The following is a 23,807-nucleotide window of genomic DNA, read 5'->3' as shown; positions in this document are numbered from 1 at the left end:
CACCGAGGGCCCGACATCGCATGTCCCAGCCCTCGGAACCCGACGAGGAGCTGATGCGTGCGCTCTATCGCGAACACGCCGGACCCCTGCTCGCCTATGTCCTGCGCCTGGTCGCCGGAGACCGGCAGCGCGCCGAGGACGTCGTGCAGGAGACGCTCATCCGTGCCTGGAAGAACGCCGGACAGCTCAATCGAGCGACCGGATCGGTACGCCCCTGGCTGGTGACGGTCGCCCGGCGCATCGTCATCGACGGCCACCGCAGCCGGCAGGCCCGGCCGCAGGAGGTCGACCCGTCGCCGCTGGAGGTCATCCCCGCGGAGGACGAGATCGACAAGGCGCTGTGGCTGATGACTCTCTCGGACGCACTCGACGACCTGACCCCCGCCCACCGGGAGGTGCTCGTCGAGACGTATTTCAAGGGGCGTACGGTCAATGAGGCGGCCGAAACCCTGGGCATACCCAGCGGCACCGTCCGCTCCAGGGTGTTCTACGCCCTGCGTTCGATGAAGCTGGCACTGGAGGAGCGGGGGGTGACGGCGTGATGAGTGTTTACGGGGGTAACCAGGGGTTCGGTACGGGAGGCATGGGTATGTCTGGACCCATGCAGGAATCTCCGGTGCCGAACGAGCACGAGACCGTCGGCGCCTACGCTCTCGGCATCCTCGACGACGCCGAAGCGACCGCCTTCGAAGCCCACCTCGCGACCTGTGAATGGTGCGCCCAGCAGCTCGACGAGCTGGCCGGCATGGAGCCCATGCTCGCCGCCCTCGCCGACCTGCCCGGCTCGGGCACACCCGCGATCGGCGAGTCGCTGTCCGCGAAGCCCCGCCCGCGCCTGGTGGAGAAGCTGGTCGACGAGGTCGCCGACCGCCGCGCCCAGAAGCGCCGCCGCAGCTTCTACATGGTGGCCGCGGCCGGCGCGCTGATCATCGGCGGCCCCTTCGTCGCGGTCGCGACGAACAGCGGCGGTGACGGCGGCGGCGCCGAGAACCGCCCGCTCGCCGCGAGCCCCGCCAAGGAAGCCTTCGACGGCATCTCCGACAAGATCACGGCCACCGACCCGAACACCAAGGTCTCCGCGACCGTCGCAGTCCAGAAGAAGGACTGGGGCACCGGAATGGTCCTGGAACTGAAGAACGTCAAGGGCCCGCTCAAGTGCGCCGTCGTCGCGGTGGGCAAGAACGGCGAGCGGGAGACCCTGGCCTCCTGGTCCGTCCCGGAATGGGGCTACGGTCTCCCGGACGCCAAGTCCGAGAAGGCCAAGGAGCCCCTGTACGTCCAGGGCGGCGCCGCCTTCGAGCCGAACGAGATCGACCACTTCGAGGTAGTGACCTTCGACGGCAAGCGGCTGGTCGAGGTCGACGCGTAGCCTTACCGGGTCCCCTTCGCGTACGGTGGACGGCTGCCCAGCACGTCAGAAGGGGGCCCGGTGGCCGCTCAGGCTCCACAGGAAACCGCGCTCGACTCCCTGAGAGACAGAGAGATCAGCGTCGAACAGGAACACCTGGACCGGGTGTACCGGCGTCTCGAGGAAAAGATCCACGAGGCCGAGTTCCTCATGAACGACGCGGCCCAGCGCGGCCAGGTCGGCACGCCCGGCGCGCTCGCCGAGCGGGACGCCCAGGTCTTCCGGGCCGGCATACACCTCAGTCGGCTGAACAACGAGTTCGAGGACTTCCTCTTCGGCCGCATCGACCTGCTGCGCGGCAAGGACGGCAAGAAGGGCCCCGACGGCGCGTACACCGCCGTCGAACCCGCCGAGGGCGCGATCCGCGAGGACAACACCGCCGACATCGCCGAGACGCTGCACATCGGCCGCATCGGCGTCCTCGACCAGGACTACGCCCCGCTGGTCATCGACTGGCGGGCCCCGGCCGCCGCCCCCTTCTACCGGTCGACGCCCGTGGACCCCGGCCGCGTCGTCCGCCGCCGGGTCATCCGCTCCAAGGGCCGCAGGGTGCTCGGCGTCGAGGACGACCTGATGCGCCCCGAGCTGACGGCCTTCCTCGACGGTCACGAACTGCCCGTCATCGGCGACGGCGCCCTGATGGCCGCGCTCGGCCAGGCCCGCAGCCACACCATGCGCGACATCGTCGCCTCCATCCAGGCCGAGCAGGACCTGGTCATCCGCGCCCCCGCCGCCTCCGTGACGTACGTCGAGGGCGGCCCGGGCACCGGCAAGACCGCCGTCGCCCTGCACCGCGCGGCCTACCTCCTCTACCAGGACCGGCGCCGGTACGCGGGCGGCATCCTGATCGTCTCGCCGACCCCGCTGCTCGTCGCCTACACCGAGGGCGTGCTGCCCTCCCTCGGCGAGGAGGGCCAGGTCGCCATCCGCGCCATCGGCTCCCTCGTCGACGGCGCCGAGGCCACGCTCTACGACTCGCCGGCCGTGGCCCGCGCCAAGGGCTCGTCCCGCATGCTCAAGGTCCTGCGCAAGGCCGCGCGCGGAGCCCTGGAGCTGAACGATTCACCGGCCCGGCTGCGCGTGGTGGCCTTCGGCCGCCGCCTGGAACTGGAGGCCGAGCAGCTCGCGGATATCCGGCGCGCCGCCCTCGGCGGCACCGCCCCCGTCAACCTGCTGCGTCCGCGCGCCCGCAAGCTCCTCCTGGACGCCCTGTGGGAGCAGTCCGGCGCGGCGGGCCGGCACACCGACCCGGAGCTCGCCGCCGAGCTGCGCTCCTCCTTCGACGAGGACATCACCTCCGAGGACGCCTTCATCGCGTTCCTCGACGCGTGGTGGCCCGAGCTGACCCCGGCGGCCGTCCTGGACGCCATGGCCGACGAGCGGCGCCTCGGCCGCTGGGCCCGGCGGATCCTCAACCCCGGCGAGATCCGCAAGGTCGCCCGCTCCCTCAGGCGCGACGGCCACTCGGTGCACGACATCGCGATGCTCGACGAGCTCCAGGCCGTCCTCGGCGCCCCGCCCCGCCCCCGGAAGAGGCGCGAACTCGACCCGCTCGACCAGCTCACCGGCCTGGAGGAGCTGATGCCGGTGCGCGAGGAGTCGCAGCGCGAGCGCGCCGAGCGCCTCGCGCAGGAGCGCACCGAGTACGCGCACGTCATCGTCGACGAGGCCCAGGACCTCACCCCGATGCAGTGGCGCATGGTCGGCCGCCGCGGCCGGCACGCCACCTGGACGGTCGTCGGCGACCCGGCCCAGTCGTCCTGGTCCGACCCGGACGAGGCGGCCGAGGCCCGCGACGAGGCCCTCGGCACCCGCCCGCGCCGCCGCTTCGAGCTCACCGTGAACTACCGCAACCCGGCTGAGATCGCCGAGCTCGCCTCGAAGGTGCTGGCCCTCGCCATGCCGGGCTCCGCGTCCCCGAAGGCGGTCCGCTCCACCGGCGTCGAGCCGCGCTTCACGGTCGTGGACGGCACGTTGGCCGAAACCGTCCGTGCCGAGGCGGCCCGGCTGCTGGAGCGCGTCGACGGCACGGTCGGCGTGGTCGTCGCCATGCAGCGCCGCGAGGAGGCCCGGCGCTGGCTCGCCGGGCTCGGCGACCGGGTCGTGGCTCTCGGCAGCCTGGAGGCGAAGGGCCTGGAGTACGACGCGACGGTCGTGGTCTCCCCGGCGGAGATCGCCGACGAGTCCCCGGCCGGCCTGCGTGTGCTCTACGTCGCACTCACGCGGGCCACCCAGCAGCTCACGGTCGTCTCGGCGGACCGGGACGAGCCCGACGCGGCGGGGGTACCGGACCTGCTCAGGGACTGATTCCGGTCCGTCCGGCGGGACCGCGCCCCGCTACCCAGTTGCCGGCGAAATGAACTCCCGGTACGGGAATGGCCTTACGGGATCTGTTTGTTAGCCTGGATGTGGCACCGGCCCGATCCAAGCCCCCGGGCCCAACCATCGTCGCTACGAGCGACCACTTGCCGCGAGGCGAGCATGGCGGGTCGGTGCCACCTTCTTCCGAAGAGACCCGCGTCCATCGTGACGTGGGTCTCTTTTTGCTGGCCTGTTCCGCGAACAAAACGTTCGCAATCGAGGGTGGCTACCTGCTACTCAGCGGTAGGTGCGACGATCGGACGGCACAACTCAGGGTCAGTGAAAGCAGAGGAAGTCGGCCATGGCAACGGCGCCCAGCGTCTCCTACTCGATGACGGTCCGGCTGGAGGTGCCCGCGAGCGGAACCGCCGTCTCGCAGCTCACCACCGCCGTGGAGTCCTCCGGAGGCTCGGTGACCGGCCTCGACGTCACCGCATCCGGTCACGAGAAGCTTCGTATCGACGTCACCATCGCGGCCTCGTCGACCGCGCACGCGGACGAGATCGTCGAGGAACTCCGCGGCATCGAGGGCGTCACGCTGGGCAAGGTCTCGGACCGGACCTTCCTCATGCACCTCGGCGGCAAGATCGAGATGGCGTCGAAGCACCCCATCCGCAACCGTGACGACCTGTCCATGGTCTACACGCCGGGTGTCGCCCGCGTCTGCATGGCGATCGCCGAGAACCCCGAGGACGCCCGCCGCCTCACCATCAAGCGCAACTCCGTTGCGGTCGTGACGGACGGCTCGGCCGTGCTGGGTCTGGGCAACATCGGCCCGAAGGCGGCGCTGCCCGTGATGGAGGGCAAGGCGGCCCTCTTCAAGCGGTTCGCCGGCATCGACGCCTGGCCGATCTGCCTGGACACCCAGGACACCGACGCGATCGTCGAGATCGTCAAGGCGATCGCCCCGGGCTTCGCGGGCATCAACCTGGAGGACATCTCCGCCCCCCGCTGCTTCGAGATCGAGGCCCGGCTGCGCGAGGCCCTCGACATCCCCGTCTTCCACGACGACCAGCACGGCACCGCGATCGTCGTCCTCGCCGCCCTCACGAACGCCCTGCGTGTCACGGGCAAGGCGATCGAGAACATCCGCGTCGTCATGTCCGGTGCCGGCGCGGCCGGTACGGCCATCCTGAAGCTGCTGATCGCCGCGGGCGTCAAGAACGCCGTCGTCGCCGACATCCACGGCGTCGTGCACGCCGGCCGCGAGGACCTGGTGGACGCCGCCCCGGACTCGGCGCTGCGCTGGATCGCCGACAACACCAACCCCGAAGGCCTGACCGGGACGCTCAAGGAGGCCGTGCGCGGCGCGGACGTCTTCATCGGCGTCTCGGCCCCGAACGTCCTCGACGGCGACGACGTGGCCGCCATGGCCGAGGGTGGCATCGTGTTCGCGCTCGCGAACCCGGACCCCGAGGTCGACCCGGCAATCGCCCGTCAGACCGCGGCCGTTGTGGCCACCGGCCGTTCCGACTTCCCGAACCAGATCAACAACGTGCTGGTCTTCCCGGGTGTCTTCCGCGGCCTGCTGGACGCCCAGTCGCGTACGGTCAACACCGAGATGATGCTCGCGGCGGCGAAGGCCCTCGCGGACGTGGTGACCGAGGACGAGCTGAACCCGAACTACATCATCCCGAGCGTCTTCAACGACAAGGTCGCGGGCGCGGTCGCCGGGGCGGTGCGGGAGGCCGCGAAGGCGGTCGGCGCGGCGGCGACGACCTCGCAGCCGTAGGGCGACAGCCCTGCGGCCGCTGTGAGGATTGCCACGACTGGCCTGGCAACGGCGCGTCGGGGAACCCCACCCCTTGGGCCGCCCTCTATCGTGTCGGCCAGGCTCAGGCCCTCTTTTCGTGTGACTCCCAAGGGTGTTCTCACGACTCCTGCGGGTGCCGGATTGGCTTTCCCGCCGCAGGTAGAGGCAGGATGCGTCCCTGGGCGCGAGGGTCTGACGACGGACCCGGGTCCGGGGACTCACGGAGGACCCTGGCAGCATCGGCTTCGATCTGACGCCTCAACGGCAAGATGAACACGGGAGTAACAACATGAACCGCAGTGAGCTGGTGGCCGCGCTGGCCGACCGCGCCGAGGTGACCCGCAAGGACGCCGACGCCGTTCTGGCCGCGTTCGCCGACGTGGTCGGCGACATCGTCTCCAAGGGGGACGAGAAGGTCACCATCCCCGGCTTCCTGACCTTCGAGCGCACCCACCGTGCCGCTCGCACCGCCCGCAACCCGCAGACCGGCGAGCCCATCCAGATTCCGGCCGGCTACAGCGTGAAGGTCTCCGCGGGCTCCAAGCTCAAGGAAGCCGCCAAGGGCAAGTAACCCTGCCGTTCGTACGCCGACGGTGTACGAACCACAGTGAGTGACATCAAAGGGGCGGCCACCCGAACCGGGTGGCCGCCCCTTTGGCGTCACTGCTTGCGTCGCTACCCGAGCGCCTTGCCCGGCAGCTCGACCTTCGCACCGAGCTCCACGAGCTTCTCCATGAAGTTCTCGTAGCCGCGGTTGATGAGGCCGATGCCGTGGACGCGGGACGTGCCCTGGGCCGCCAGCGCCGCGATGAGGTACGAGAAGCCGCCGCGGAGGTCGGGGATGACCAGATCGGCGCCCTGGAGCTTGGTGGGGCCGGAGACGACGGCCGAGTGCAGGAAGTTGCGCTGGCCGAAGCGGCAGTTCGAGCCGCCCAGGCACTCGCGGTAGAGCTGGATGTGCGCGCCCATCTGGTTCAGGGCGGACGTGAAGCCGAGGCGGGACTCGTAGACCGTCTCGTGGATGATGGACAGGCCCGTGGCCTGGGTCAGGGCGACCACCAGCGGCTGCTGCCAGTCGGTCTGGAAGCCCGGGTGGACGTCCGTCTCCAGCGCGATGGACTTCAGCTGGCCGCCGGGGTGCCAGAAGCGGATGCCCTCGTCGTCGATCTCGAAGGCCCCGCCCACCTTCCGGTAGGTGTTCAGGAACGTCATCATCGAGCGCTGCTGGGCGCCCCGGATGTAGATGTTGCCCTCGGTCGCCAGCGCGGCGGACGCCCAGGAGGCGGCCTCCAGGCGGTCGGAGAGGGCGTGGTGGGTGTAGCCGCCGAGTTTGTCGACACCGGTGACGCGGATGGTCCGGTCGGTGTCCATCGCGATGATGGCGCCCATCTTCTGAAGGACGCAGATCAGGTCCTCGATCTCCGGCTCGACAGCCGCGTTCGAGAGCTCGGTGACGCCTTCGGCGAGCACCGCCGTCAGCAGGACCTGCTCGGTCGCGCCGACGGACGGGTACGGCAGCCGGATCTTCGTGCCCCGCAGCCGCTGCGGCGCCTCCAGGTACTGCCCGTCCGCCCGCTTCTCGATCCGCGCGCCGAACTGCCGCAGCACGTCGAAGTGGAAGTCGATGGGCCGGCCGCCGATGTCGCAGCCGCCGAGGCCCGGGATGAACGCGTGGCCGAGGCGGTGCAGCAGCGGACCGCAGAAGAGGATCGGGATACGGCTCGAACCGGCGTGGGCATCGATGTCAGCGACGTTCGCGCTCTCCACGCGCGTCGGATCCATCACCAGTTCGCCGGGTTCGTCCCCCGGACGGACCGTCACACCGTGCAGCTGCAACAGGCCCCGTACGACCCGTACGTCACGGATGTCCGGAACATTGCGGAGGCGGCTCGGGGCGCTGCCCAGCAGCGCTGCCACCATTGCCTTCGGTACGAGGTTCTTCGCACCGCGGACACGGATCTCGCCCTCCAGCGGGGTTCCGCCGTGGACAAGCAGGACATCGTCGTTGACGGTCATGAATCTCGCGTTCCGTGGAGTCGGGCAGGGGCCAGGGGGAAAGGGTAATCGCCCTGCACCCCCCTTCCGTAAGCCTGAGTCAGACCCAGCCACGTCATAGCTCTGTCACAACACGAACGGTTCCGTGCCGGGCACGTGGGGTCACGGTCACGTCCGTGCGCGTGGGACGCATCGGTGCGCCCCTGAGCTGCGTTCACTCGCGTCCCCGCATTGGCTCCCCACGGGGCGGGAAGATGCGGGATCATGTCTGGCATGACCGAGGTGTCCTCGCTCACAGGGCGGTTGCTCGTGGCCACGCCCGCCCTGGCGGACCCGAACTTCGACCACGCGGTGGTGCTGCTCCTCGACCACGACGAGGAGGGCTCTCTCGGTGTCGTCCTCAACCGCCCCACCCCGGTGGACGTGGACGACATCCTGGAGGGCTGGGGCGATCTCGCCGGCGAGCCCGGCGTCGTGTTCCAGGGCGGCCCGGTGTCGCTGGACTCGGCCCTCGGGGTCGCCGTCGTCCCCGGCGGCGCGTCCGGGGAGACCGCCCCGCTGGGCTGGCGCCGGGTGCACGGCGCGATCGGTCTGGTCGATCTGGAGGCCCCGCCGGAGCTGCTGGCCTCCGCCCTCGGCTCCCTGCGGATCTTCGCCGGATACGCCGGCTGGGGCCCCGGCCAGCTGGAGGACGAGCTGGTGGACGGCGCGTGGTACGTCGTCGAGTCGGAGCCCGGTGACGTCTCCTCGCCGTCCCCGGAGAGGCTCTGGCGCGAGGTGCTGCGCCGCCAGCGCAACGAGCTGGCGATGGTGGCGACGTACCCGGACGACCCTTCGCTCAACTGATGGCTGTGACCTTCAGTACCCTTGGGCCTATGAGCACTCTCGAGCCCGAGCGCGGGACTGGTACGGGGACCCTCGTAGAGCCGACGCCGCAGACCTCTCACGGTGACGGTGACCACGAGCGCTTCGCCCACTACGTCCAGAAGGACAAGATCATGGCGAGCGCCCTCGACGGCACCCCCGTCGTGGCGCTGTGCGGCAAGGTCTGGGTGCCGGGCCGCGACCCGAAGAAGTACCCGGTGTGCCCCATGTGCAAGGAGATCTACGAGTCCATGAGCTCCGGGGACGACGACAAGGGCAAGGGCGACAAGTAGGCCCGGCCCGCGTGGCGTAAAGCCTCCAGGGTGCGTTTTGCGCGCCCTGGAGGCTTTTGTGCTGTCCGGGCGTTGCGCAGGATGCGTCTGCTGGTCACAGAGTGGTTGAGACCTCTTGTGGGCGTGTTCATGCAGTCCCTAGCCTCCGAGGTGTTGTGCACAGCGAAACCTTCATTGCGCATGTTGCAACACTCCTTCGGAGGAGCACTCCATGAAGCTGTCCGTCCGATGTGCCGCGCTCACGGCGCTCGCCGCCCTCCTGGCCACCGCCTGCGCGCCCCAGACCGCCACGAACTCCTCCTCCGACAAGGACGAGAAGACCGGCACGCTGCGCGTGTGGCTCTTCCAGGAGGTCGGCAACACCCCCAAGGAGAAGGCCGTCGACTCCGTCGTCGCCGCCTTCGAGAAGGCCCACGAGGGCACCGAGGTCGATGTCGAGTACATCCCGATCGACACCCGCGCCCAGCGCGTCAAGGCCGCCTTCAACGACCCAGCCTCCGCTCCCGACGTCATGGAGTACGGCAACACCGACACGGCCGGCTATGTGAAGGACGGCGGACTCCTCGACGTCACGAAGGAGTTCGGTGACTGGAGCGAGGCGAAGGACAGCGACCCGACGGCCAAGCAGTCGGTGACGGTCGACGGCAAGGTCTACGGCGCCCCCTTCTACGTCGGCGTCCGCGCGCTGTACTACCGCACGGACGTGTTCGAGGAGCTCGGCCTGTCCGTCCCGAAGACGATGGACGAACTGGCCTCCACCGCCCGCGAGATACGCGCCGCGAAGCCCGAGCTGTACGGGCTGGTGGTCGGCGGCGCCTACACCTACGGCGCGATGCCCTTCGTCTGGGCCAACGGCGGTGAACTGGCGAACGGCAAGGGCGGTTCGTACGCCTCCGGCATCGACAGCCCCCAGGCGCGGAAGGGCATCAAGGCGTACACGTCCCTCTTCGGGGACGACAACTGCCCGGCGGCCAAGTGCGCGGGCATGGGCGGCAACGACACGATCTCGGCGTTCGCCGCGGGCAAGGCCGGCATGGCGATCGGCGGCGACTTCAGCCACACCGCCGTCGAGGCCGGGAAGGTCAAGGGCAAGTACGCGGTCGTCCCGCTGCCGGGGGTGACATCCGGCTCGATCGCACCGGCCTTCGCCGGTGGCAACAACATCGGCGTCCTGAAGAGCACGTCCCACCGCACGCTCGCGGTCCAGCTGATGCGGCAGCTCGCCTCGAAGAAGACCCAGACCGAACTCTTCGACGCGATGGGCTTCCTGCCGACCTTCACGGACGTGCGGCGGCAGGTCGCGGAGAAGGAACCCTTCGTGAAGCCCTTCGTGCAGACCCTCTCGGCGGGCACGAAGTTCGTCCCCGCCTCACCCGCCTGGGCCGAGATCGACTCCTCGCTCGTCCTGCCCACGATGTTCCAGGAGATCATCAGCGGCAAGAAGAGCGTGGCCGCGGCGTCCGAGGCCGCCGCGAAGAAGATGAACACCGCGTTCGGCTCCACCGGGTGAGCCGGGTGAGCCGGGTGAGCCAGGTGAGACAGGCGAGCCGGGTGCACGACAGCACGGTGTCCAACCAGGTCAAGACGGCTGGAGTCAACTCGGTCGGCAAGTCGCCGCTCGTGTCCGGCGGCTGGACGCCCTGGCTCTATCTCGCCCCCGCGCTCGTCGTGCTCGGCGGGCTGCTCGTCTACCCCATTTATCAGCTCGGGCTGATCTCGTTCTTCGAGTACACGCAGGCCCAGGTCAGCGGCGGGGAACCGACGGTGTTCCGGGGGTTCTCGAACTACACCGAGCTGTTCGGGGATCCGCAGTTCTGGCAGGTGCTCCTCGCCACGGTGCTGTTCGCGGCCGCCTGTGTCGTCTGCACGCTCGCGGCCGGATGCGCCCTCGCCGTGCTGCTCACCCGCGTCCGGGCCGTACCGCGGCTCGCGCTGATGCTGGCCGCCCTGGGTGCGTGGGCGACCCCGGCCGTGACCGGCTCCACGGTGTGGCTGTTCCTCTTCGACCCGGACTTCAGCCCGGTCAACCGCGTGCTGGGCCTCGGCGACCACTCCTGGACGTACGGGCGTCTCAGCGCCTTCTTCCTCGTCCTGCTCGAAGTGGTGTGGTGTTCCTTCCCGTTCGTCATGGTGACCGTCTACGCGGGGATTCGCGCCGTGCCCGCCGAGGTCCTGGAGGCCGCCTCCCTCGACGGCGCCTCGCAGTGGCGCATCTGGCGCTCCGTGCTCGCCCCGATGCTCCGGCCCATCCTGGTCGTCGTCACCATCCAGTCGGTCATCTGGGACTTCAAGGTCTTCACCCAGATCTACGTCATGACGGGCGGCGGCGGAATCGCCGGCCAGAACCTGGTCCTCAACGTCTACGCCTACCAGCAGGCGTTCGCGTCCTCGCAGTACAGCCTCGGCTCGGCGATCGGCGTCGTGATGCTGCTGATCCTGCTCGCCGTGACGCTGGTGTACCTGCGGCTGCTGCGCCGCCAAGGGGAGGAACTGTGAATCCGCCGCGCGTCCGTGTGCGCCGCCCGGGACGGCTGGCCGCCGAGGCCTCGGCCCTGCTGGTCGCGGTCGTCGTCGCCTTCCCCCTCTACTGGATGGTGCTCAGCGCCTTCAAACCGGCCGGGGAGATCGAGTCGAGCGAGCCCAGACCGTGGACTCTCGCGCCTTCTGTCGACTCCTTCCGGCGGGTCTTCGGGCAGCAGGAATTCGGCCGTTACTTCCTCAACAGCCTTGTCGTCGCGGGTTGTGTCGTGATCGCCTCCGCGCTGATCGCGTTTCTCGCCGCGACCGCCGTGACACGATTCCGGTTCCGCCTCCGGACCACCTTGCTGATCATGTTTCTGGTGGCCCAGATGGTGCCCGTGGAAGCCCTGACCATCCCCCTCTTCTTCCTCATGCGGGACTTCGGTCAGCTGAACACACTGGGCTCACTGATCCTGCCCCACATCGCCTTCTCGCTGCCGTTCGCGATCTGGATGCTGCGGGGGTTCGTGAAAGCCGTTCCGGAGGCACTGGAGGAGGCCGCGTACATCGACGGGGCGAGCCGGGCGCGATTCCTGTGGCAGATCCTTTTCCCGCTGGTCCTGCCGGGGCTCGTGGCCACCAGCGTGTTTTCCTTCATCTCCGCCTGGAACGACTTCCTCTTCGCCAAGTCGTTCATCATCAGTGACACTTCGCAGTCGACGCTGCCGATGGCGCTGCTGGTCTTCTACAAGCCCGACGACCCGGACTGGGGCGGGGTGATGGCGGCATCGACGGTGATGACGATTCCGGTGCTGGTCTTCTTCGTACTCGTACAGCGCCGCCTGGTCTCCGGACTGGGCGGAGCGGTGAAGGACTGACGTGACCCCTCCCAACACGGACGTGATCCCGGCGCCCCTGCGCGTCGAGGCCGGGGACGGACAGCGCTTCCTCCTCGACACGCGCACCGGCATCGAGGCGGACCCCGGCACCGAGCCGGTCGCGCGGTGGCTGCGCGCGACCGTCGGCGCCGCGACCGGCCTGCCACTGGGCCCGCACACCGGCGACGCACACCGCGTCCGGCTGCGGATCCTGCCCGACCTCGGCGGACCCGAGGCGTACCGCCTCACGGTCGGCACCGACCGCGTCCTCATCGAAGGAGCGGGCCCGGCGGGCCTGTTCTGGGGCGCCCAGACCTTCCGGCAACTGCTCGGCCCCGAGGCCTTCCGCCGCGCGCCGGTGACCCGCAGGCAGGAGTGGGAGGTGCCCGCCGTCACCATCCACGACGCCCCCCGATTCCGCTGGCGCGGCCTGATGCTCGACGTGGCCCGGCACTTCATGCCCAAAGAAGGTGTCCTGCGCTGTCTCGATCTCATGGCGGCGCACAAACTCAACGTCTTCCACTTCCACCTGACGGACGACCAGGGCTGGCGCATCCAGATCCAACGGCATCCACGGCTGACCGAGATCGGCTCCTGGCGGGCGCGGACGAAAACCGGCCACCGGGCCTCACCCCTGTGGGAGGAGAAGCCGCACGGCGGCTACTACACCCAGGACGACATCCGGGAGATCGTCGCCTACGCCGCCGAGCGGCATATCACCGTCGTCCCCGAAATCGACGTACCCGGCCACTCGCAGGCCGCCATCGCCGCGTACCCGGAACTCGGCAACACCGACGTCATCGACACCACCGCCCTCTCCGTCTGGGACACCTGGGGAATCAACCCGAACGTACTCGCCCCCACTGACAACACCCTGCGCTTCTACGAGGGCGTCTTCGAGGAAGTACTGGAGCTGTTCCCGTCGGAGTTCGTCCACGTCGGCGGCGACGAATGCCCCAAGGACCAGTGGCGCCGGTCCGCGACCGCCCAGGCGCGCATCAGGCAACTCGGTCTCGCGGACGAGGACGAGCTCCAGTCCTGGTTCATCGGGCACTTCGACGCGTGGCTGGCCGCACGCGGGCGCCGGCTGATCGGCTGGGACGAGATCCTGGAGGGCGGGCTGGCGAAGGGCGCGGCCGTGTCCTCCTGGCGCGGCTACGCCGGGGGCATCGCCGCCGCCCGGGCCGGCCACGACGTCGTCATGTGCCCCGAGCAGCAGGTGTATCTGGACCACCGTCAGGATCCGGGCCCCGACGAGCCGGTACCGATCGGGTGGGTGCGCACCCTCGAGGACGTCTACCGGTTCGAGCCCGTGCCGCCGGAGTTGACGCCCGAGGAGGCCCGGCACGTGCTCGGCACCCAGGCGAACGTGTGGACCGAGGTGATGGAGGACCCCGCGCGCGTGGACTACCAGGCGTTCCCCCGGCTCGCGGCCTTCGCCGAGGTCGCGTGGAGCGCCCTGCCCGCCCCGCCGGAACGGGACTTCGCCGGCTTCGAGCGCCGTATGGCCGCCCACTACCGGCGGCTCGACGCCCTCGGTGTCGCCTACCGGCCACCCGCCGGCCCGCTGCCCTGGCAGCGGCGCCCGGGGGTGCTGGGCCGCCCGATCGACGGCCCGCCGCCCCACCGATAGGACCGGCCGCCGCTACCGAACAGCTCGAACAAGCCACGGAAAAAGCGCACAAGGGTCACCGAAAGTGCCAATCGCCACGCACTGGTGAACCGGTGCGAAAACGGACCATCTCGCCGGTGAGGTGGGCGAATGCCTCCTAGCGGACCCGTGTCTTCGGCTCTCGCCAAGATGTGCCAGAGTTGCCACGTCCGCCCTGTCAGCACGTACCGTACGGCAGCACAGGTGGGACCAGGTGGGGCAGCGGGAAGGGGCAGCCGGTTTGACCACGCACGCACCGCAGGCGGCGCAGGCCGTCACGCTGCCCACGACGCTGGACGAGGCCGTCGCGGCACTCACCGCCGTGCCCGCCGCCGTGCCCGTCGCGGGCGGCACCGACCTGATGGCCGCCGTCAACTCCGGACAGCTCAGGCCCGCCGCGCTGGTGGGACTCGGCAAGATCAGCGAGATCCGCGGCTGGCAGTACCTGGACGGACACGCGCTGCTCGGCGCGGGCCTCACGCACGCGCGCATGGGCCGCCCCGACTTCGCGGCCCTGATCCCGGCGCTCGCCGCCGCCGCGCGCGCCGCGGGCCCGCCGCACATCCGCAACGCGGGCACCCTGGGCGGCAACATCGCCTCGGCCGCCCCCACCGGGGACGCGCTGCCGGTGCTGGCCGCCCTGGAGGCGACCCTGATCATCGCGGGCCCGGGCGGGGCCCGCCGGGAGATCCCGGTGTCGCACCTGCTGGCCGGGATGGACATGCTGCGCGCCGGTGAGCTCATCGGCTACGTGCGCGTGCCGCTGCTGCACGCCCCGCAGGTCTTCCTGAAGGCCACCGGCCGGACCGGCCCGGGGCGCGCGGTGGCGTCGGTGGCCCTGGTCCTGGACCCCGCGCGCCGGGGTGTGCGCTGCGCGGTGGGCGCCATAGCGCCGATGCCGCTGCGGCCCCTGGAGGCCGAGCAGTGGGTCGGCCGGCTCATCGACTGGGACAACAACCGCGCGCTCGTGCCGGAGGCGCTGAGCGCCTTCGGGGAGTACGTCGCCGCGGCCTGCATCCCCGACGCGGCCCCGGCCGAGGACGGCTCCGTACCGCAGCTCCCGCCCGCCGTACTGCACCTGCGGCGCACCGTCGCCGCGCTGGCCCGACGAGCACTGGGGAGGGCGCTGTCGTGACCGACGACCAGCACGGAGAGGGCACGCCCCGGGGCGGGAGCCGCTGGGACCCGCTGCCCCAGGGCGAGTACGACGACGGCGCCACCGCCTTCGTCGAACTCCCCGAGGGGGGCGTCGACGCCCTGCTGGCCGCCGACAGCCCCCTCGCCGCGCCCGGCCACGGCTACGTACCGCCGCAGATAACGGTCGACCCCGCCACGACCGCCGGAACCGACCCGGCGGCCCCCGGCGCGTGGCCGGTGCCCGGCGCGCCCGTCGACGGCGCCCAGTGGCACGAGCCGCACGCAGCCCACCAGCAGGGCCACGAGCAGGGCGGCCACCAGCAGCCCGGACACGACACGGGGGAGCAGTCGTACGGCTCGCAGGCGCCGTACGGATCCGGCACGCCCTACGGCTCCGACGCGCAGGCGGGGCGGCACGGCGCGGACGACCGCTTCACGTACAACCCCGGAGCCACCGGGCAGTGGAACTTCGAGGACGCCGCGGGGGCGGAGACCGCGCCCGGCCATGACGTGACCGGACAGTGGTCCATCCCCGTCGCCGGGGGCGACCTTCCGGACGAGTCGGGCGAGTTCACCACGTCCTCGCTGGTCGAACAGTGGGGCGGCACCCCACCGCCGACGCTGCCGGGCGGTGCGCCCGCCCCGTGGGCGACCCAGGCGGCGGGCAGGCCGTGGGGCCAGCAGGTCCCGCAGGACACGGCGGGGCAGGAGCAGGCCGGGCCCGGCTATCCGCACGAGCACGAGCACGGGCAGCCGGGGGTCGCGGGACCGGCTTCCGAGTACGCACCGGACCCGGGCGCGCGGAGTCCCCATGCCCCGGACCAGCAGCCCGCCGGGCCCATGCCGCAGGAGGCGGACCCGACTTCCGGCCACGCCCCGGGAGCGGCCGACGGCACCGGTCACGCGCCGCAGCGGCCGGAGGATGCCGGGCAGACGCCTGAGGTGTCCGGATTCGCCGGTCACGGGCACGAGGCATCGGGGTTCGGCGGTCACGGGCAGGAGGCGTCCGGGTTCGCTGATCACGGGCAGGAGCCGTCGGAGTTCGGCGGTCACGCGCAGGCATCGACCGCGTTGAGCGGCCACGGACCGGAGTCGTCCGGGGCGGGCGGCCATGGGCCGGACATGTCCGGCGCCGGTCACGCATCCCAGCCCTCCGACCGCGGCGGCCGCGCGCCGGAGCAGCCGGAGTTCGCCGACCACGGCTCGGACCCGTCCGCCTTCGCCGGTCACCGCCCGGAGCAGCCGGCTTACGCCGATCACGGCGCGGAGCCGCACGGCGTGCCGGACCACGGCCCGGACCCGCACGGCTTCACGGAGCACGGCCCGGAGTCGCACGGTGTGCCGGGCCAGGGGGCGGAACAGTCCGCCTTCGCGGACCGCGGCTCGCAGCCGTCCGCGTTCGCCGATCACCGCCCGGAGCAGCCGGCCTACGCCGATCACGGCGCGGAGTCGCACGGCGCGCCCGGCCACGGCCCGGACCCGCACGGCTTCACGGAGCACGAGGGGTCGGACCCGCACGGCGTGCCCGGCCAAGGCCCGGAGCTCTCCGGCCCACCCGGACACGGCCCGGAGTCGCACGGAACGACCGGCCACGAGTCGGCCCGGTCCGCCTTCACGGACCACGGCTCAGAGTCGTCCGACTTCACGGACCACGGCTCCGAGTCGTCTGACTTCACCGAACACCGCCCGCAGCCGCACACCTTCACCGACCACCACGGCCCTGAGCCCTCCGGCCCCCCCGGACACGCGCCGCGGCACTCGGGCCCTGACGGTGAGCCGGCCCAGCACCGCCCCGGGCCGGACGCGAACGGCCCCGAACGGTCCGAGTCCCCCCAGCCGTACCCCGAGGCTCCCGGGGAGACCCGCGGCGAGCCCGCGCACGACGAGCCGCACGCGGACGCCGCCGCGCACCCGCGGACCGCCCAGGAAGCCTCACAGGACGCTCCCGGCCACGGTGAGGCCATCGAGGCCGCCGAGAACGTCCCAGGGGCCGCAGAGGGCGCTGACGCCCCCGCCGAGCCGTCCGCCGGGCCCCTCCCGGCCGAGGCGGACCCGGACGCCGGGCCGGAGTCCGCCGACGGCGAGACCCCGGACGACCCGGCACCGCAGGACCCGTCCGGCGACTCGCACGACTCGGGTGACACCGAGGGCGAGGCGTCTCAGGACGCGCCCTCCACCGCCCCGCAGGAGGAACACCCCCTCGCCTCCTTCGTCCTGCGCGTCAACGGCACCGAACGCCCCGTCACCGACGCGTGGATCGGCGAGTCCCTGTTGTACGTGCTGCGCGAGCGGCTCGGACTCGCGGGGGCCAAGGACGGCTGCTCGCAGGGCGAGTGCGGCGCGTGCAACGTCCAGGTCGACGGGCGGCTGGTGGCGTCCTGCCTGGTCCCGGCCGTGACCGCCGCGGGCAGTGAGGTCCGTACCGTCGAGGGCCTCGCCGAGGACGGCCGGCCCTCGGACGTGCAGCGGGCGCTCGCGCGCTGCGGCGCCGTGCAGTGCGGCTTCTGCGTACCCGGCATGGCGATGACCCTGCACGACCTCCTGGAGGGCAACCCGGCGCCCAGCGAGCTGGAGACCCGCCAGGCGCTGTGCGGCAACCTGTGCCGCTGCTCCGGCTACCGGGGCGTGGTGGACGCCGTGAAGGAGGTCGTCGCCGAACGCCAGGCGCACAGCGCGCCCGCCGACGGCGACCCGGACGAGGCCCGTATCCCGCACCAGGCGGGCCCGGGCGCCGGCGGCGTCCACGCGTCGGCCTTCGGCTCGGCCCCTGAACAGCACGCCCCGAACCCGCACGCCCCGGACCCGCACACTCCAGACCCCCATGACCAGCCCTACGGCCAGGACGGAGGCCCCGCGTGAGCAACGAAGCAGCCACCGCTCAGGCCGCACAGGCCGCGGAGGCCGCCCCCGCCCCCGAACCGCTGCCGCACGGCCTGGGCGCCTCCCTCCCGCCCGCCGACGCCCGCGCCAAGACGGAGGGCACCTTCCCGTACGCCGCCGACCTGTGGGCCGAGGGCCTGCTGTGGGCGGCCGTGCTGCGCTCACCGCACCCGCACGCGCGCATCGTGTCCATCGACACCTCCCACGCGCGCGAGATGCCCGGCGTACGCGCCGTCGTCACCCATGAGGACGTCCCCGGGCTTCCGTTGCACGGCCGCGGCACGGCCGACCGCCCGGTCTTCGCCTCCGAGGTCGTACGCCACCACGGCGAGCCCATCGCCGCCGTCGCCGCCGACCACCCGGACACCGCGCGGATGGCCGCCGCCGCCGTCATCGTCGAGTACGAGGTGCTCGACCCGGTGACCGACCCGGAACAGGCCTTCGAAGCCGAGCCGTTGCACCCCGACGGGAACCTGATCCGGCACATCCCGCTGCGCCACGGCGACCCGGAGGCGGCCGGCGAGATCGTCGTCGAGGGCCTGTACCGCATCGGCCGCCAGGACCCCGCGCCCATCGGCGCCGAGGCGGGCCTGGCCGTACCGCGCCCGGACGGCGGCGTGGAGCTGTACCTCGCCTCCACCGACCCGCACGCCGACCGCGACAGGGCCGCCGCCGCCTTCGGCCTGGAAGCCGAGCGGGTCAAGGTCGTCGTCACCGGCGTCCCCGGCGCCACGGCCGACCGCGAGGACCAGGGCTTCCAGCTCCCGCTCGGCCTGCTGGCGCTGCGCACCGGCTGCCCGGTGAAACTCGCGGCCACGCGCGAGGAGTCCTTCCTCGGGCACACCCACCGGCACCCCACCCTGCTGCGCTACCGCCACCACGCCGACGCCGAGGGCAGACTCGTGAAGGTGGAGGCGCAGATCCTGCTCGACGCGGGCGCCTACGCCGACACCTCCGCCGACGCCCTGGCCGCCGCCGTCGCGTTCGCCTGCGGCCCGTACGTCGTCCCGAACGCCTTCATCGAGGGCTGGGCCGTCCGCACCAACAACCCCCCGTCCGGGCACGTACGCGGCGAAGGCGCCATGCAGGTCTGCGCCGCCTACGAGGCGCAGATGGACAAGATCGCCAAGAAGCTCTGCATCGACCCGGCCGAGGTGCGGCTGCGCAACGCCATGGCGACGGGCGACGTGCTGCCGACCGGCCAGACCGTGACCTGCCCGGCCCCCGTCGCGGAACTGCTCCAGGCCGTACGCGACTTCCCGCTCCCGCCGCTGCCCAAGGACACGCCCGAGGAGGAGTGGCTGCTGCCCGGCGGCCCCGAGGGCGCGGGCGAACCGAGCGCGGTGCGCCGGGGCGTGGGCTACGGCGTGGGCATGGTGCACATGCTCGGCGCGGAGGGCGCGGACGAGGTCTCCACGGCGACCGTGAAGGTCCACGACGGTGTGGCCACGGTGCTGTGCGCGGCCGTCGAGACCGGCCAGGGCTTCACGACCCTGGCCCGGCAGATCGTGCAGGAGACGCTCGGCATAGACGAGGTGCACGTGGCGCCGGTCGACACCGACCAGCCCCCGGCGGGCGCGGGCTGCCGCGGCCGGCACACCTGGGTGTCGGGAGGCGCGGTGGAGCGCGCGGCCAAGATGGTCCGCACGCAGCTCCTGCAGCCGCTCGCCCACAAGTTCGGCATGTCCACGGAGCTGCTCCAGATCACCGACGGCAAGATCACGTCGTACGACGGCGTCCTGTCGACGACCGTCACCGAGGCGCTGGACGGCAAGGAACTGTGGGCCACCGCCCAGTGCCGCCCGCACCCGACCGAGCCGCTGAACGAGGCCGGCCAGGGCGACGCGTTCGTAGGCATGTCCTTCTGCGCGATCCGCGCGGTGGTGGACGTCGACATCGAGCTCGGTTCCGTACGGGTCGTGGAACTGGCCGTCGCCCAGGACGTGGGGCGGGTCCTGAACCCGGCCCAGCTGGCCGCCCGGATCGAGGCGGGCGTCACCCAGGGCGTGGGCATCGCGCTGACCGAGAACCTGCGCACCCCGCGCGGCCTGATCCGACACCCGGACCTGACCGGTTACGCCCTCCCGACGGCGCTCGACGCGCCCGACATCCGCATCGTCCGGCTGGTCGAGGAGCGGGACGTCGTCGCCCCCTTCGGGGCCAAGGCGGTCAGCGCGGTGCCGGTGGTGACCTCCCCGGCGGCCATCGCGTCCGCCGTACGGGCGGCCACGGGCCGCCCCGTGAACCGGCTGCCGATCCGGCCGCAGGCCGCGGTGGTCACGGAACGGTCCTGATGCCCGTACTGGATGGGGTCGTCCTGGTCACCGGAGTGATGGCGGCCGGCAAGTCGACGGTCGCCCAGGCGCTGGCGGAGACCCTGCCGCGCGCCGCGCACGTCCGCGGTGACGTGTTCCGGCGCATGATCGTCTCCGGCCGGGAGGAGTACGTCCCGGGCGCCGGGGACGAGGCCGAGGCCCAACTCCGGCTCAGGCACCGTCTGTCGGCGGCGACGGCGGACGCGTACGCCGAGGCCGGGTTCACGGCGGTCGTGCAGGACGTGGTCCTGGGCGAGGACCTGAGGACGTACACCGGTCTGGTGCGCACCCGGCCGCTGTACGTGGTCGTCCTCGCGCCGCGGGCCGAGGCGGTGGCCGCGCGGGAGGCGGAGCGGCCGAAGACGGGATACGGCGCCGCCTGGACCGTCGGCATGCTGGACGATGCGCTGCGCACGCAGACGCCGCGCATCGGCCTGTGGCTGGACACCTCGGAGCTGACGGTGGGACAGACCGTGGAGGCGATCCTGGCGGAAAGGCAACGCGCGAGGGTGCTCTGAGCGTCCTGTGAGGTGGACGCGTGCGGTCGCCGGGGCGCGCGTCGCTGTTCCGGGGCGTTGTCAGTGGTGGGGCGTACTGTTCTGGGCAGTGGGGGACGGCTGCCGGGCCTGGCCGGGCGGTCTGCCGTGCCCCGCCAGGGGACGGTGAGCAAGCGCATGCGGGGGAGCCCATGAGTACGACCGACGCCGGTTCCGCGGTGATCACTCTGACCGAGTCCGAGCTGGATCCGTGGGTGACGCACGCGTCGACGCGGCACTGGCTGACCGGTCCCGGACTGCCCTGCGACAGCGGTGTGCTGAGCTTCGCCGAGCTGGACCGGGAGGGTCTGCGCACGGTGGCGGATTCGACGGGCGATCCGTCGGACCGGCTGTCGGCAAAGCTGCGCGAGCAGCTCGTGATAGGCGGGCTGCTCGGCCCGGGAGGCCTGGAGACGGAGTCGGTCCTGCTGGACGGCGCGACGGGCGAGATCTCGACGACGTACTTCCTGCACGACCGCCCCGACCTGATGGACCGCCGCCCCCTGGCGCCCTCGCTGCGGACGCTGGTGCGCTTCGCCGAGGCGACGGACGAACTGGCGGGCCTGCGCGGCCAGTTCGCCTCCCACGCGGGCCGCTTCGGCCCCAAGGCGGTGGCGGAGGCCTCCCAGCACCTGCTGGCGGTGTTCCGGGACGGGGCGGACGGCGAGCCGGCCCCGTTCTGGAAGATGGCGGCGCTGATCCGCCCGCTGTCCCTGGTCGCGGGCCGGGGCGGCGCGTCCGGCCTGTCCCTGGACCTCCCGCACCGCCTCCTGGACCAGGAGTTCGGCGCCGGCAAGGTGGCCCGCTTCGAGGACGTCGACTTCCCCGCGACGCTCACGCACGAGCCGACCCGCCGCTTCCTGCGCGAGGTGGGCCTCCCGGAGGAGGCCCACGTCTTCTCCCTGGACACGGATGTCCCTCTGGCGACGCTCGCGGAGTACTACGCCGACTCGGACCGCCCCGCGGAGCTCCCCTTCGGAGCCCATCGCCTGATACGCCTCGGCCATCTCGTCGAGGACAACAGCCTGGTCGTCGACGGTGCGACGGGCGCGGTCCTGAACTGGAGCGAGCCCGACGCCACGCTGTCCCCGCTGAACACGGACGTCTCGACCCTGGCCTTCACCCTCTGGCTCCTGCACCGCGAGCGGGCGATCGACGCCCAGTCGGACCACGAGCTGACGACCGACACGTACGACCAGCTGGCCATGACGATGCTCCAGGTCCTCTCGGCGGTCGACCCGACGGGCGTCACACCCGGCGGCTCGGGCCGCCACTACTGGACGGACGCGTTCCGGGACGAGGCGGGCGGGGTGCTCTGACGGCGCTGCCGTCAGGCGGACCCGGCGGCGCCGCGGCGACGGCGTACGACGAAGACCAGGCCGCCACCGATCACCGCGGCGGCGGCCGCCGCACCGGCGAGGAGCGGGGTGCCGTCGGAGCCCGTGGCGGCGAGGTTGCCGCCGGTGGAGCCGCCGGTGGTGGTGCCGCTGGAACCACCCGTCGTGCTGCCGGTCGAGGCCGACGCCGAGGGGGAGGCCGTGGCGCCCGTGCCGCCGGCGGCCTGGCCCTCCGGGTCGTTGCCGTTCCCGCCGTTGCCGTTTCCGCCGTTGCCGGAGCCCCCGTCGGCGCCGTCCGAGGGGCTCGGCCCGGGCTCGTTGTCGCTCGGCAGGTCGATGCGGATCAGGGCGGTGTTGTTGGCGCGGTTCTTGTCGTACGCGGGGGCGATGTCGTAGACGGACGACGCCTTGACCTCGCCCTCGGGGTCCTGCGCCGACTCCGCGATCTTCAGCGTGAAGGTGTACGCCAGGGACTGGCCCACGTCGAGGGTCCCGTCCTGCGGCCAGCAGACGTACTTCGGCTTGCCCGTGGTCCCCTGCGGTCCGCTCGGCCCGTCGATCCCGAACGGCGCGCAGTCCTTCGGCACGCCGACGGCGACGGTGCCCGGCGGGATCTGCACCAGCAGGCCCGGAAGGTCGTCGCTCTCCTGGTTCTGCACCCAGCCGGGGCCGTCGTTGCGCAGGGCCACCGTGACCGACTGCTCCTCGCCGGCCAGCGCCTCGGTGTCCTCGCCGACCGCGACGAGGTCGGCGGTGTTGTCCGCGGTCAGCGTGAGCCGCCGGTAGCTGTCGTCGTACCCCTCGCCCGGGGCCTCACCGGTCGCGCTCGTGCCGTACTCGACGGCCTCCATCAGGGCGCTGTCCAGCGCCTTGAACCGGACCGGGGTGGTGACGGAGGCACCGGGCTCGATGACCGTGTCGAGCTCGCAGAGGGCCTGCCGCACCTGGTCCTCGACGGTCGAGTAGGTGCAGCCCTGCACCTGCTCGGGGAAGTCCAGCCCGCGCGTGAGGCGGACCCGGAAGGCGACTCCGTCCACGGCGGCCGTGCCCTTGTTGGTGAGGGTGACGGACTTGTCGTACACCTCGCCGGGCTGGGGAGTCGCGGAAGGCAGGGCCGACACGACCAGCTCGGGCGCGCCCTCCTCGGCCTGCGCCTGGGGTGCGGCGACAGCGGGACCGGCGACGGCGATCACGGCAGCGGCCAGGACGGCTGCCGAGGGGCGGAGGTGCACGATGGTTCTCCTCGTCGAAACAGTGGGCGAGACCGGAACGTCGGCTACCGGTCATGTTCTGGACACGCAAGAGGCACTGAGGGTTGTGCGCGACTTCCCGAAGCCACGCCCCGAGCTGTGCACCGAGCCCTGATGCCCGGCGGATTGCCCCGTTGCGCCCTGAACGCGCCCTTTCCCGGTCCTCAGCCCGCGCACATGCTCGCGCCATGGGGGATACAGACGAGTCGAGCATCATCCCGTTACCCGACCCCGACGGACACCGGCAGCGGCCACCGGACGCCCCGCGGCCGTGGGAGAAGACCGACCGGGCCCAGGCCGCGATGGAAGGCGCCACCGGCCCCGAACCGCCCGCTCCGCCCGTCTGCCCCAACTGCGGGCTCGTCGGGGACCGGCGTGTCACCTACTACGGCTGGCATGTCCTCCTGGAACCGGACATGCCGGTGCCCGCGCACATGGTGCCCGCCTGGCACCGCTGGTACGTGGACTCCGACGGGACGGCGTGGAACAGCCGCGAGGACGAGCCCGCGCCCGGTGCGGTGTGCCGGGTGCCGCATCGGATCGCCTGCCCCGGGCTGAGGATCGAGGAGGTCGGCCTCTGGCGGTGGCTGGACGCCGTACGCGCGGAGAACGCGCGCCGGGCGCGGCGAAAGGCAGACGAGCAGACCGCGCCGGGAGCGCTTCCCGACGCCGGCTAGAGGTGACCCGCG

19 protein-coding genes are annotated in these 23,807 nt (G+C 71.9%); 17 read left to right on the top strand and 2 right to left on the bottom strand.

Features of this window, described 5'->3' with window-relative positions; genetic code table 11:
- The first annotated feature begins 20 nt into the window (after positions 1–20).
- From ACZ3I3_RS32430 to ACZ3I3_RS32410, 5 genes are all read left to right on the top strand, one after another.
- Positions 21–542, top strand: coding sequence for a sigma-70 family RNA polymerase sigma factor (locus ACZ3I3_RS32430; RefSeq protein WP_010039908.1), 522 nt, complete (start codon positions 21–23; stop codon positions 540–542).
- Entirely contained in the window at positions 542–1,369 is an 828-nt protein-coding gene (locus ACZ3I3_RS32425; protein WP_467370850.1) for an anti-sigma factor family protein, read from the top strand. The genes ACZ3I3_RS32430 and ACZ3I3_RS32425 overlap by 1 nt, the downstream gene beginning before the upstream one ends.
- Positions 1,370–1,429: 60 nt before the next feature.
- The gene (locus tag ACZ3I3_RS32420; protein ID WP_467370849.1) at positions 1,430–3,715 is read left to right on the top strand and encodes a HelD family protein; all 2,286 of its coding nucleotides are present in this window, start codon (positions 1,430–1,432) and stop codon (positions 3,713–3,715) included.
- Positions 3,716–4,070: 355 nt separating this feature from the next.
- On the top strand, positions 4,071–5,501 hold the full coding sequence (locus tag ACZ3I3_RS32415; protein WP_467370848.1) for an NAD-dependent malic enzyme: 1,431 nt from the start codon (positions 4,071–4,073) through the stop codon (positions 5,499–5,501).
- 310 nt (positions 5,502–5,811) lie between these two features.
- Complete coding sequence (locus ACZ3I3_RS32410) at positions 5,812–6,093, top strand: HU family DNA-binding protein (RefSeq protein ID WP_003990598.1); 282 nt, start codon at positions 5,812–5,814, stop codon at positions 6,091–6,093.
- Positions 6,094–6,197: 104 nt separating this feature from the next.
- Here the strand turns inward: ACZ3I3_RS32410 and murA are convergent, their stop codons facing one another.
- Positions 6,198–7,538, bottom strand: coding sequence for a UDP-N-acetylglucosamine 1-carboxyvinyltransferase (gene murA / locus ACZ3I3_RS32405; RefSeq protein ID WP_467370846.1), 1,341 nt, complete (start codon positions 7,536–7,538; stop codon positions 6,198–6,200).
- A gap of 252 nt (positions 7,539–7,790) precedes the next feature.
- Between murA and ACZ3I3_RS32400 the strand changes: the two genes are divergently transcribed.
- The 11 genes from ACZ3I3_RS32400 (at position 7,791) to ACZ3I3_RS32350 (ending at position 21,850) form a co-directional block, all read left to right on the top strand.
- Positions 7,791–8,363 carry a YqgE/AlgH family protein gene (locus tag ACZ3I3_RS32400; RefSeq protein WP_356926960.1) on the top strand — a complete coding sequence of 191 codons (573 nt, stop codon included), beginning with the start codon at positions 7,791–7,793 and terminating at the stop codon, positions 8,361–8,363.
- Positions 8,364–8,392: 29 nt separating this feature from the next.
- Positions 8,393–8,674, top strand: coding sequence for a DUF3039 domain-containing protein (locus tag ACZ3I3_RS32395; RefSeq protein WP_003990595.1), 282 nt, complete (start codon positions 8,393–8,395; stop codon positions 8,672–8,674).
- Positions 8,675–8,885: 211 nt separating this feature from the next.
- Positions 8,886–10,184 (top strand): extracellular solute-binding protein, encoded by a 1,299-nt coding sequence (locus ACZ3I3_RS32390; RefSeq protein WP_467370844.1) that lies wholly within the window; start codon positions 8,886–8,888, stop codon positions 10,182–10,184.
- Between the two features lie 110 nt (positions 10,185–10,294).
- A complete protein-coding gene (locus ACZ3I3_RS32385; RefSeq protein ID WP_467370945.1) occupies positions 10,295–11,170 on the top strand; it encodes a carbohydrate ABC transporter permease in 876 nt (291 codons plus the stop codon).
- The gene (locus ACZ3I3_RS32380) at positions 11,167–12,012 is read left to right on the top strand and encodes a carbohydrate ABC transporter permease (protein ID WP_467370843.1); all 846 of its coding nucleotides are present in this window, start codon (positions 11,167–11,169) and stop codon (positions 12,010–12,012) included. Before ACZ3I3_RS32385 ends, ACZ3I3_RS32380 begins: the two co-directional genes overlap by 4 nt.
- A 1-nt stretch (position 12,013) precedes the next feature.
- A complete protein-coding gene (locus ACZ3I3_RS32375) occupies positions 12,014–13,645 on the top strand; it encodes a beta-N-acetylhexosaminidase (RefSeq protein WP_467370841.1) in 1,632 nt (543 codons plus the stop codon).
- 259 nt (positions 13,646–13,904) lie between these two features.
- Complete coding sequence (locus tag ACZ3I3_RS32370) at positions 13,905–14,798, top strand: FAD binding domain-containing protein (RefSeq protein ID WP_086561620.1); 894 nt, start codon at positions 13,905–13,907, stop codon at positions 14,796–14,798.
- Positions 14,795–17,659, top strand: coding sequence for a (2Fe-2S)-binding protein (locus ACZ3I3_RS32365; RefSeq protein ID WP_467370839.1), 2,865 nt, complete (start codon positions 14,795–14,797; stop codon positions 17,657–17,659). The genes ACZ3I3_RS32370 and ACZ3I3_RS32365 overlap by 4 nt, the downstream gene beginning before the upstream one ends.
- A complete protein-coding gene (locus tag ACZ3I3_RS32360) occupies positions 17,656–19,974 on the top strand; it encodes a xanthine dehydrogenase family protein molybdopterin-binding subunit (protein WP_467370838.1) in 2,319 nt (772 codons plus the stop codon). The genes ACZ3I3_RS32365 and ACZ3I3_RS32360 overlap by 4 nt, the downstream gene beginning before the upstream one ends.
- Entirely contained in the window at positions 19,974–20,513 is a 540-nt protein-coding gene (locus tag ACZ3I3_RS32355) for an AAA family ATPase (protein ID WP_467370837.1), read from the top strand. The genes ACZ3I3_RS32360 and ACZ3I3_RS32355 overlap by 1 nt, the downstream gene beginning before the upstream one ends.
- Positions 20,514–20,683: 170 nt before the next feature.
- Positions 20,684–21,850, top strand: a complete 1,167-nt coding sequence (locus ACZ3I3_RS32350) for an SUKH-4 family immunity protein (RefSeq protein ID WP_467370835.1) — start codon at positions 20,684–20,686, stop codon at positions 21,848–21,850.
- Positions 21,851–21,861: 11 nt separating this feature from the next.
- Here the strand turns inward: ACZ3I3_RS32350 and ACZ3I3_RS32345 are convergent, their stop codons facing one another.
- Positions 21,862–23,100 carry an LAETG motif-containing sortase-dependent surface protein gene (locus tag ACZ3I3_RS32345; RefSeq protein ID WP_467370834.1) on the bottom strand — a complete coding sequence of 413 codons (1,239 nt, stop codon included), beginning with the start codon at positions 23,098–23,100 and terminating at the stop codon, positions 21,862–21,864.
- Between the two features lie 206 nt (positions 23,101–23,306).
- On the opposite strand from ACZ3I3_RS32345, the gene ACZ3I3_RS32340 reads away from it, so the two are divergent.
- Positions 23,307–23,795, top strand: coding sequence for a DUF6083 domain-containing protein (locus ACZ3I3_RS32340; RefSeq protein WP_467370832.1), 489 nt, complete (start codon positions 23,307–23,309; stop codon positions 23,793–23,795).
- The last annotated feature ends 12 nt before the right edge of the window (positions 23,796–23,807 follow it).

Source organism: Streptomyces sp. NPDC016851 (genome assembly GCF_055562795.1).
This window is presented reverse-complemented; position numbering and strand designations above follow the sequence as displayed.

Excerpts from the sequence above, each read along its gene's own strand:
- ACZ3I3_RS32430 (WP_010039908.1), top strand. The coding sequence starts at position 21 with ATGTCCCAGCCCTCGGAACCCGACGAGGAGCTGATGCGTGCGCTCTAT.
- ACZ3I3_RS32425 (WP_467370850.1), top strand. The coding sequence starts at position 542 with ATGAGTGTTTACGGGGGTAACCAGGGGTTCGGTACGGGAGGCATGGGT.
- ACZ3I3_RS32415 (WP_467370848.1), top strand. The coding sequence starts at position 4,071 with ATGGCAACGGCGCCCAGCGTCTCCTACTCGATGACGGTCCGGCTGGAG.
- ACZ3I3_RS32410 (WP_003990598.1), top strand. The coding sequence starts at position 5,812 with ATGAACCGCAGTGAGCTGGTGGCCGCGCTGGCCGACCGCGCCGAGGTG.
- murA (WP_467370846.1), bottom strand. The coding sequence starts at position 7,538 with ATGACCGTCAACGACGATGTCCTGCTTGTCCACGGCGGAACCCCGCTG.
- ACZ3I3_RS32400 (WP_356926960.1), top strand. The coding sequence starts at position 7,791 with ATGACCGAGGTGTCCTCGCTCACAGGGCGGTTGCTCGTGGCCACGCCC.
- ACZ3I3_RS32395 (WP_003990595.1), top strand. The coding sequence starts at position 8,393 with ATGAGCACTCTCGAGCCCGAGCGCGGGACTGGTACGGGGACCCTCGTA.
- ACZ3I3_RS32390 (WP_467370844.1), top strand. The coding sequence starts at position 8,886 with ATGAAGCTGTCCGTCCGATGTGCCGCGCTCACGGCGCTCGCCGCCCTC.
- ACZ3I3_RS32355 (WP_467370837.1), top strand. The coding sequence starts at position 19,974 with ATGCCCGTACTGGATGGGGTCGTCCTGGTCACCGGAGTGATGGCGGCC.
- ACZ3I3_RS32350 (WP_467370835.1), top strand. The coding sequence starts at position 20,684 with ATGAGTACGACCGACGCCGGTTCCGCGGTGATCACTCTGACCGAGTCC.
- ACZ3I3_RS32340 (WP_467370832.1), top strand. The coding sequence starts at position 23,307 with ATGGGGGATACAGACGAGTCGAGCATCATCCCGTTACCCGACCCCGAC.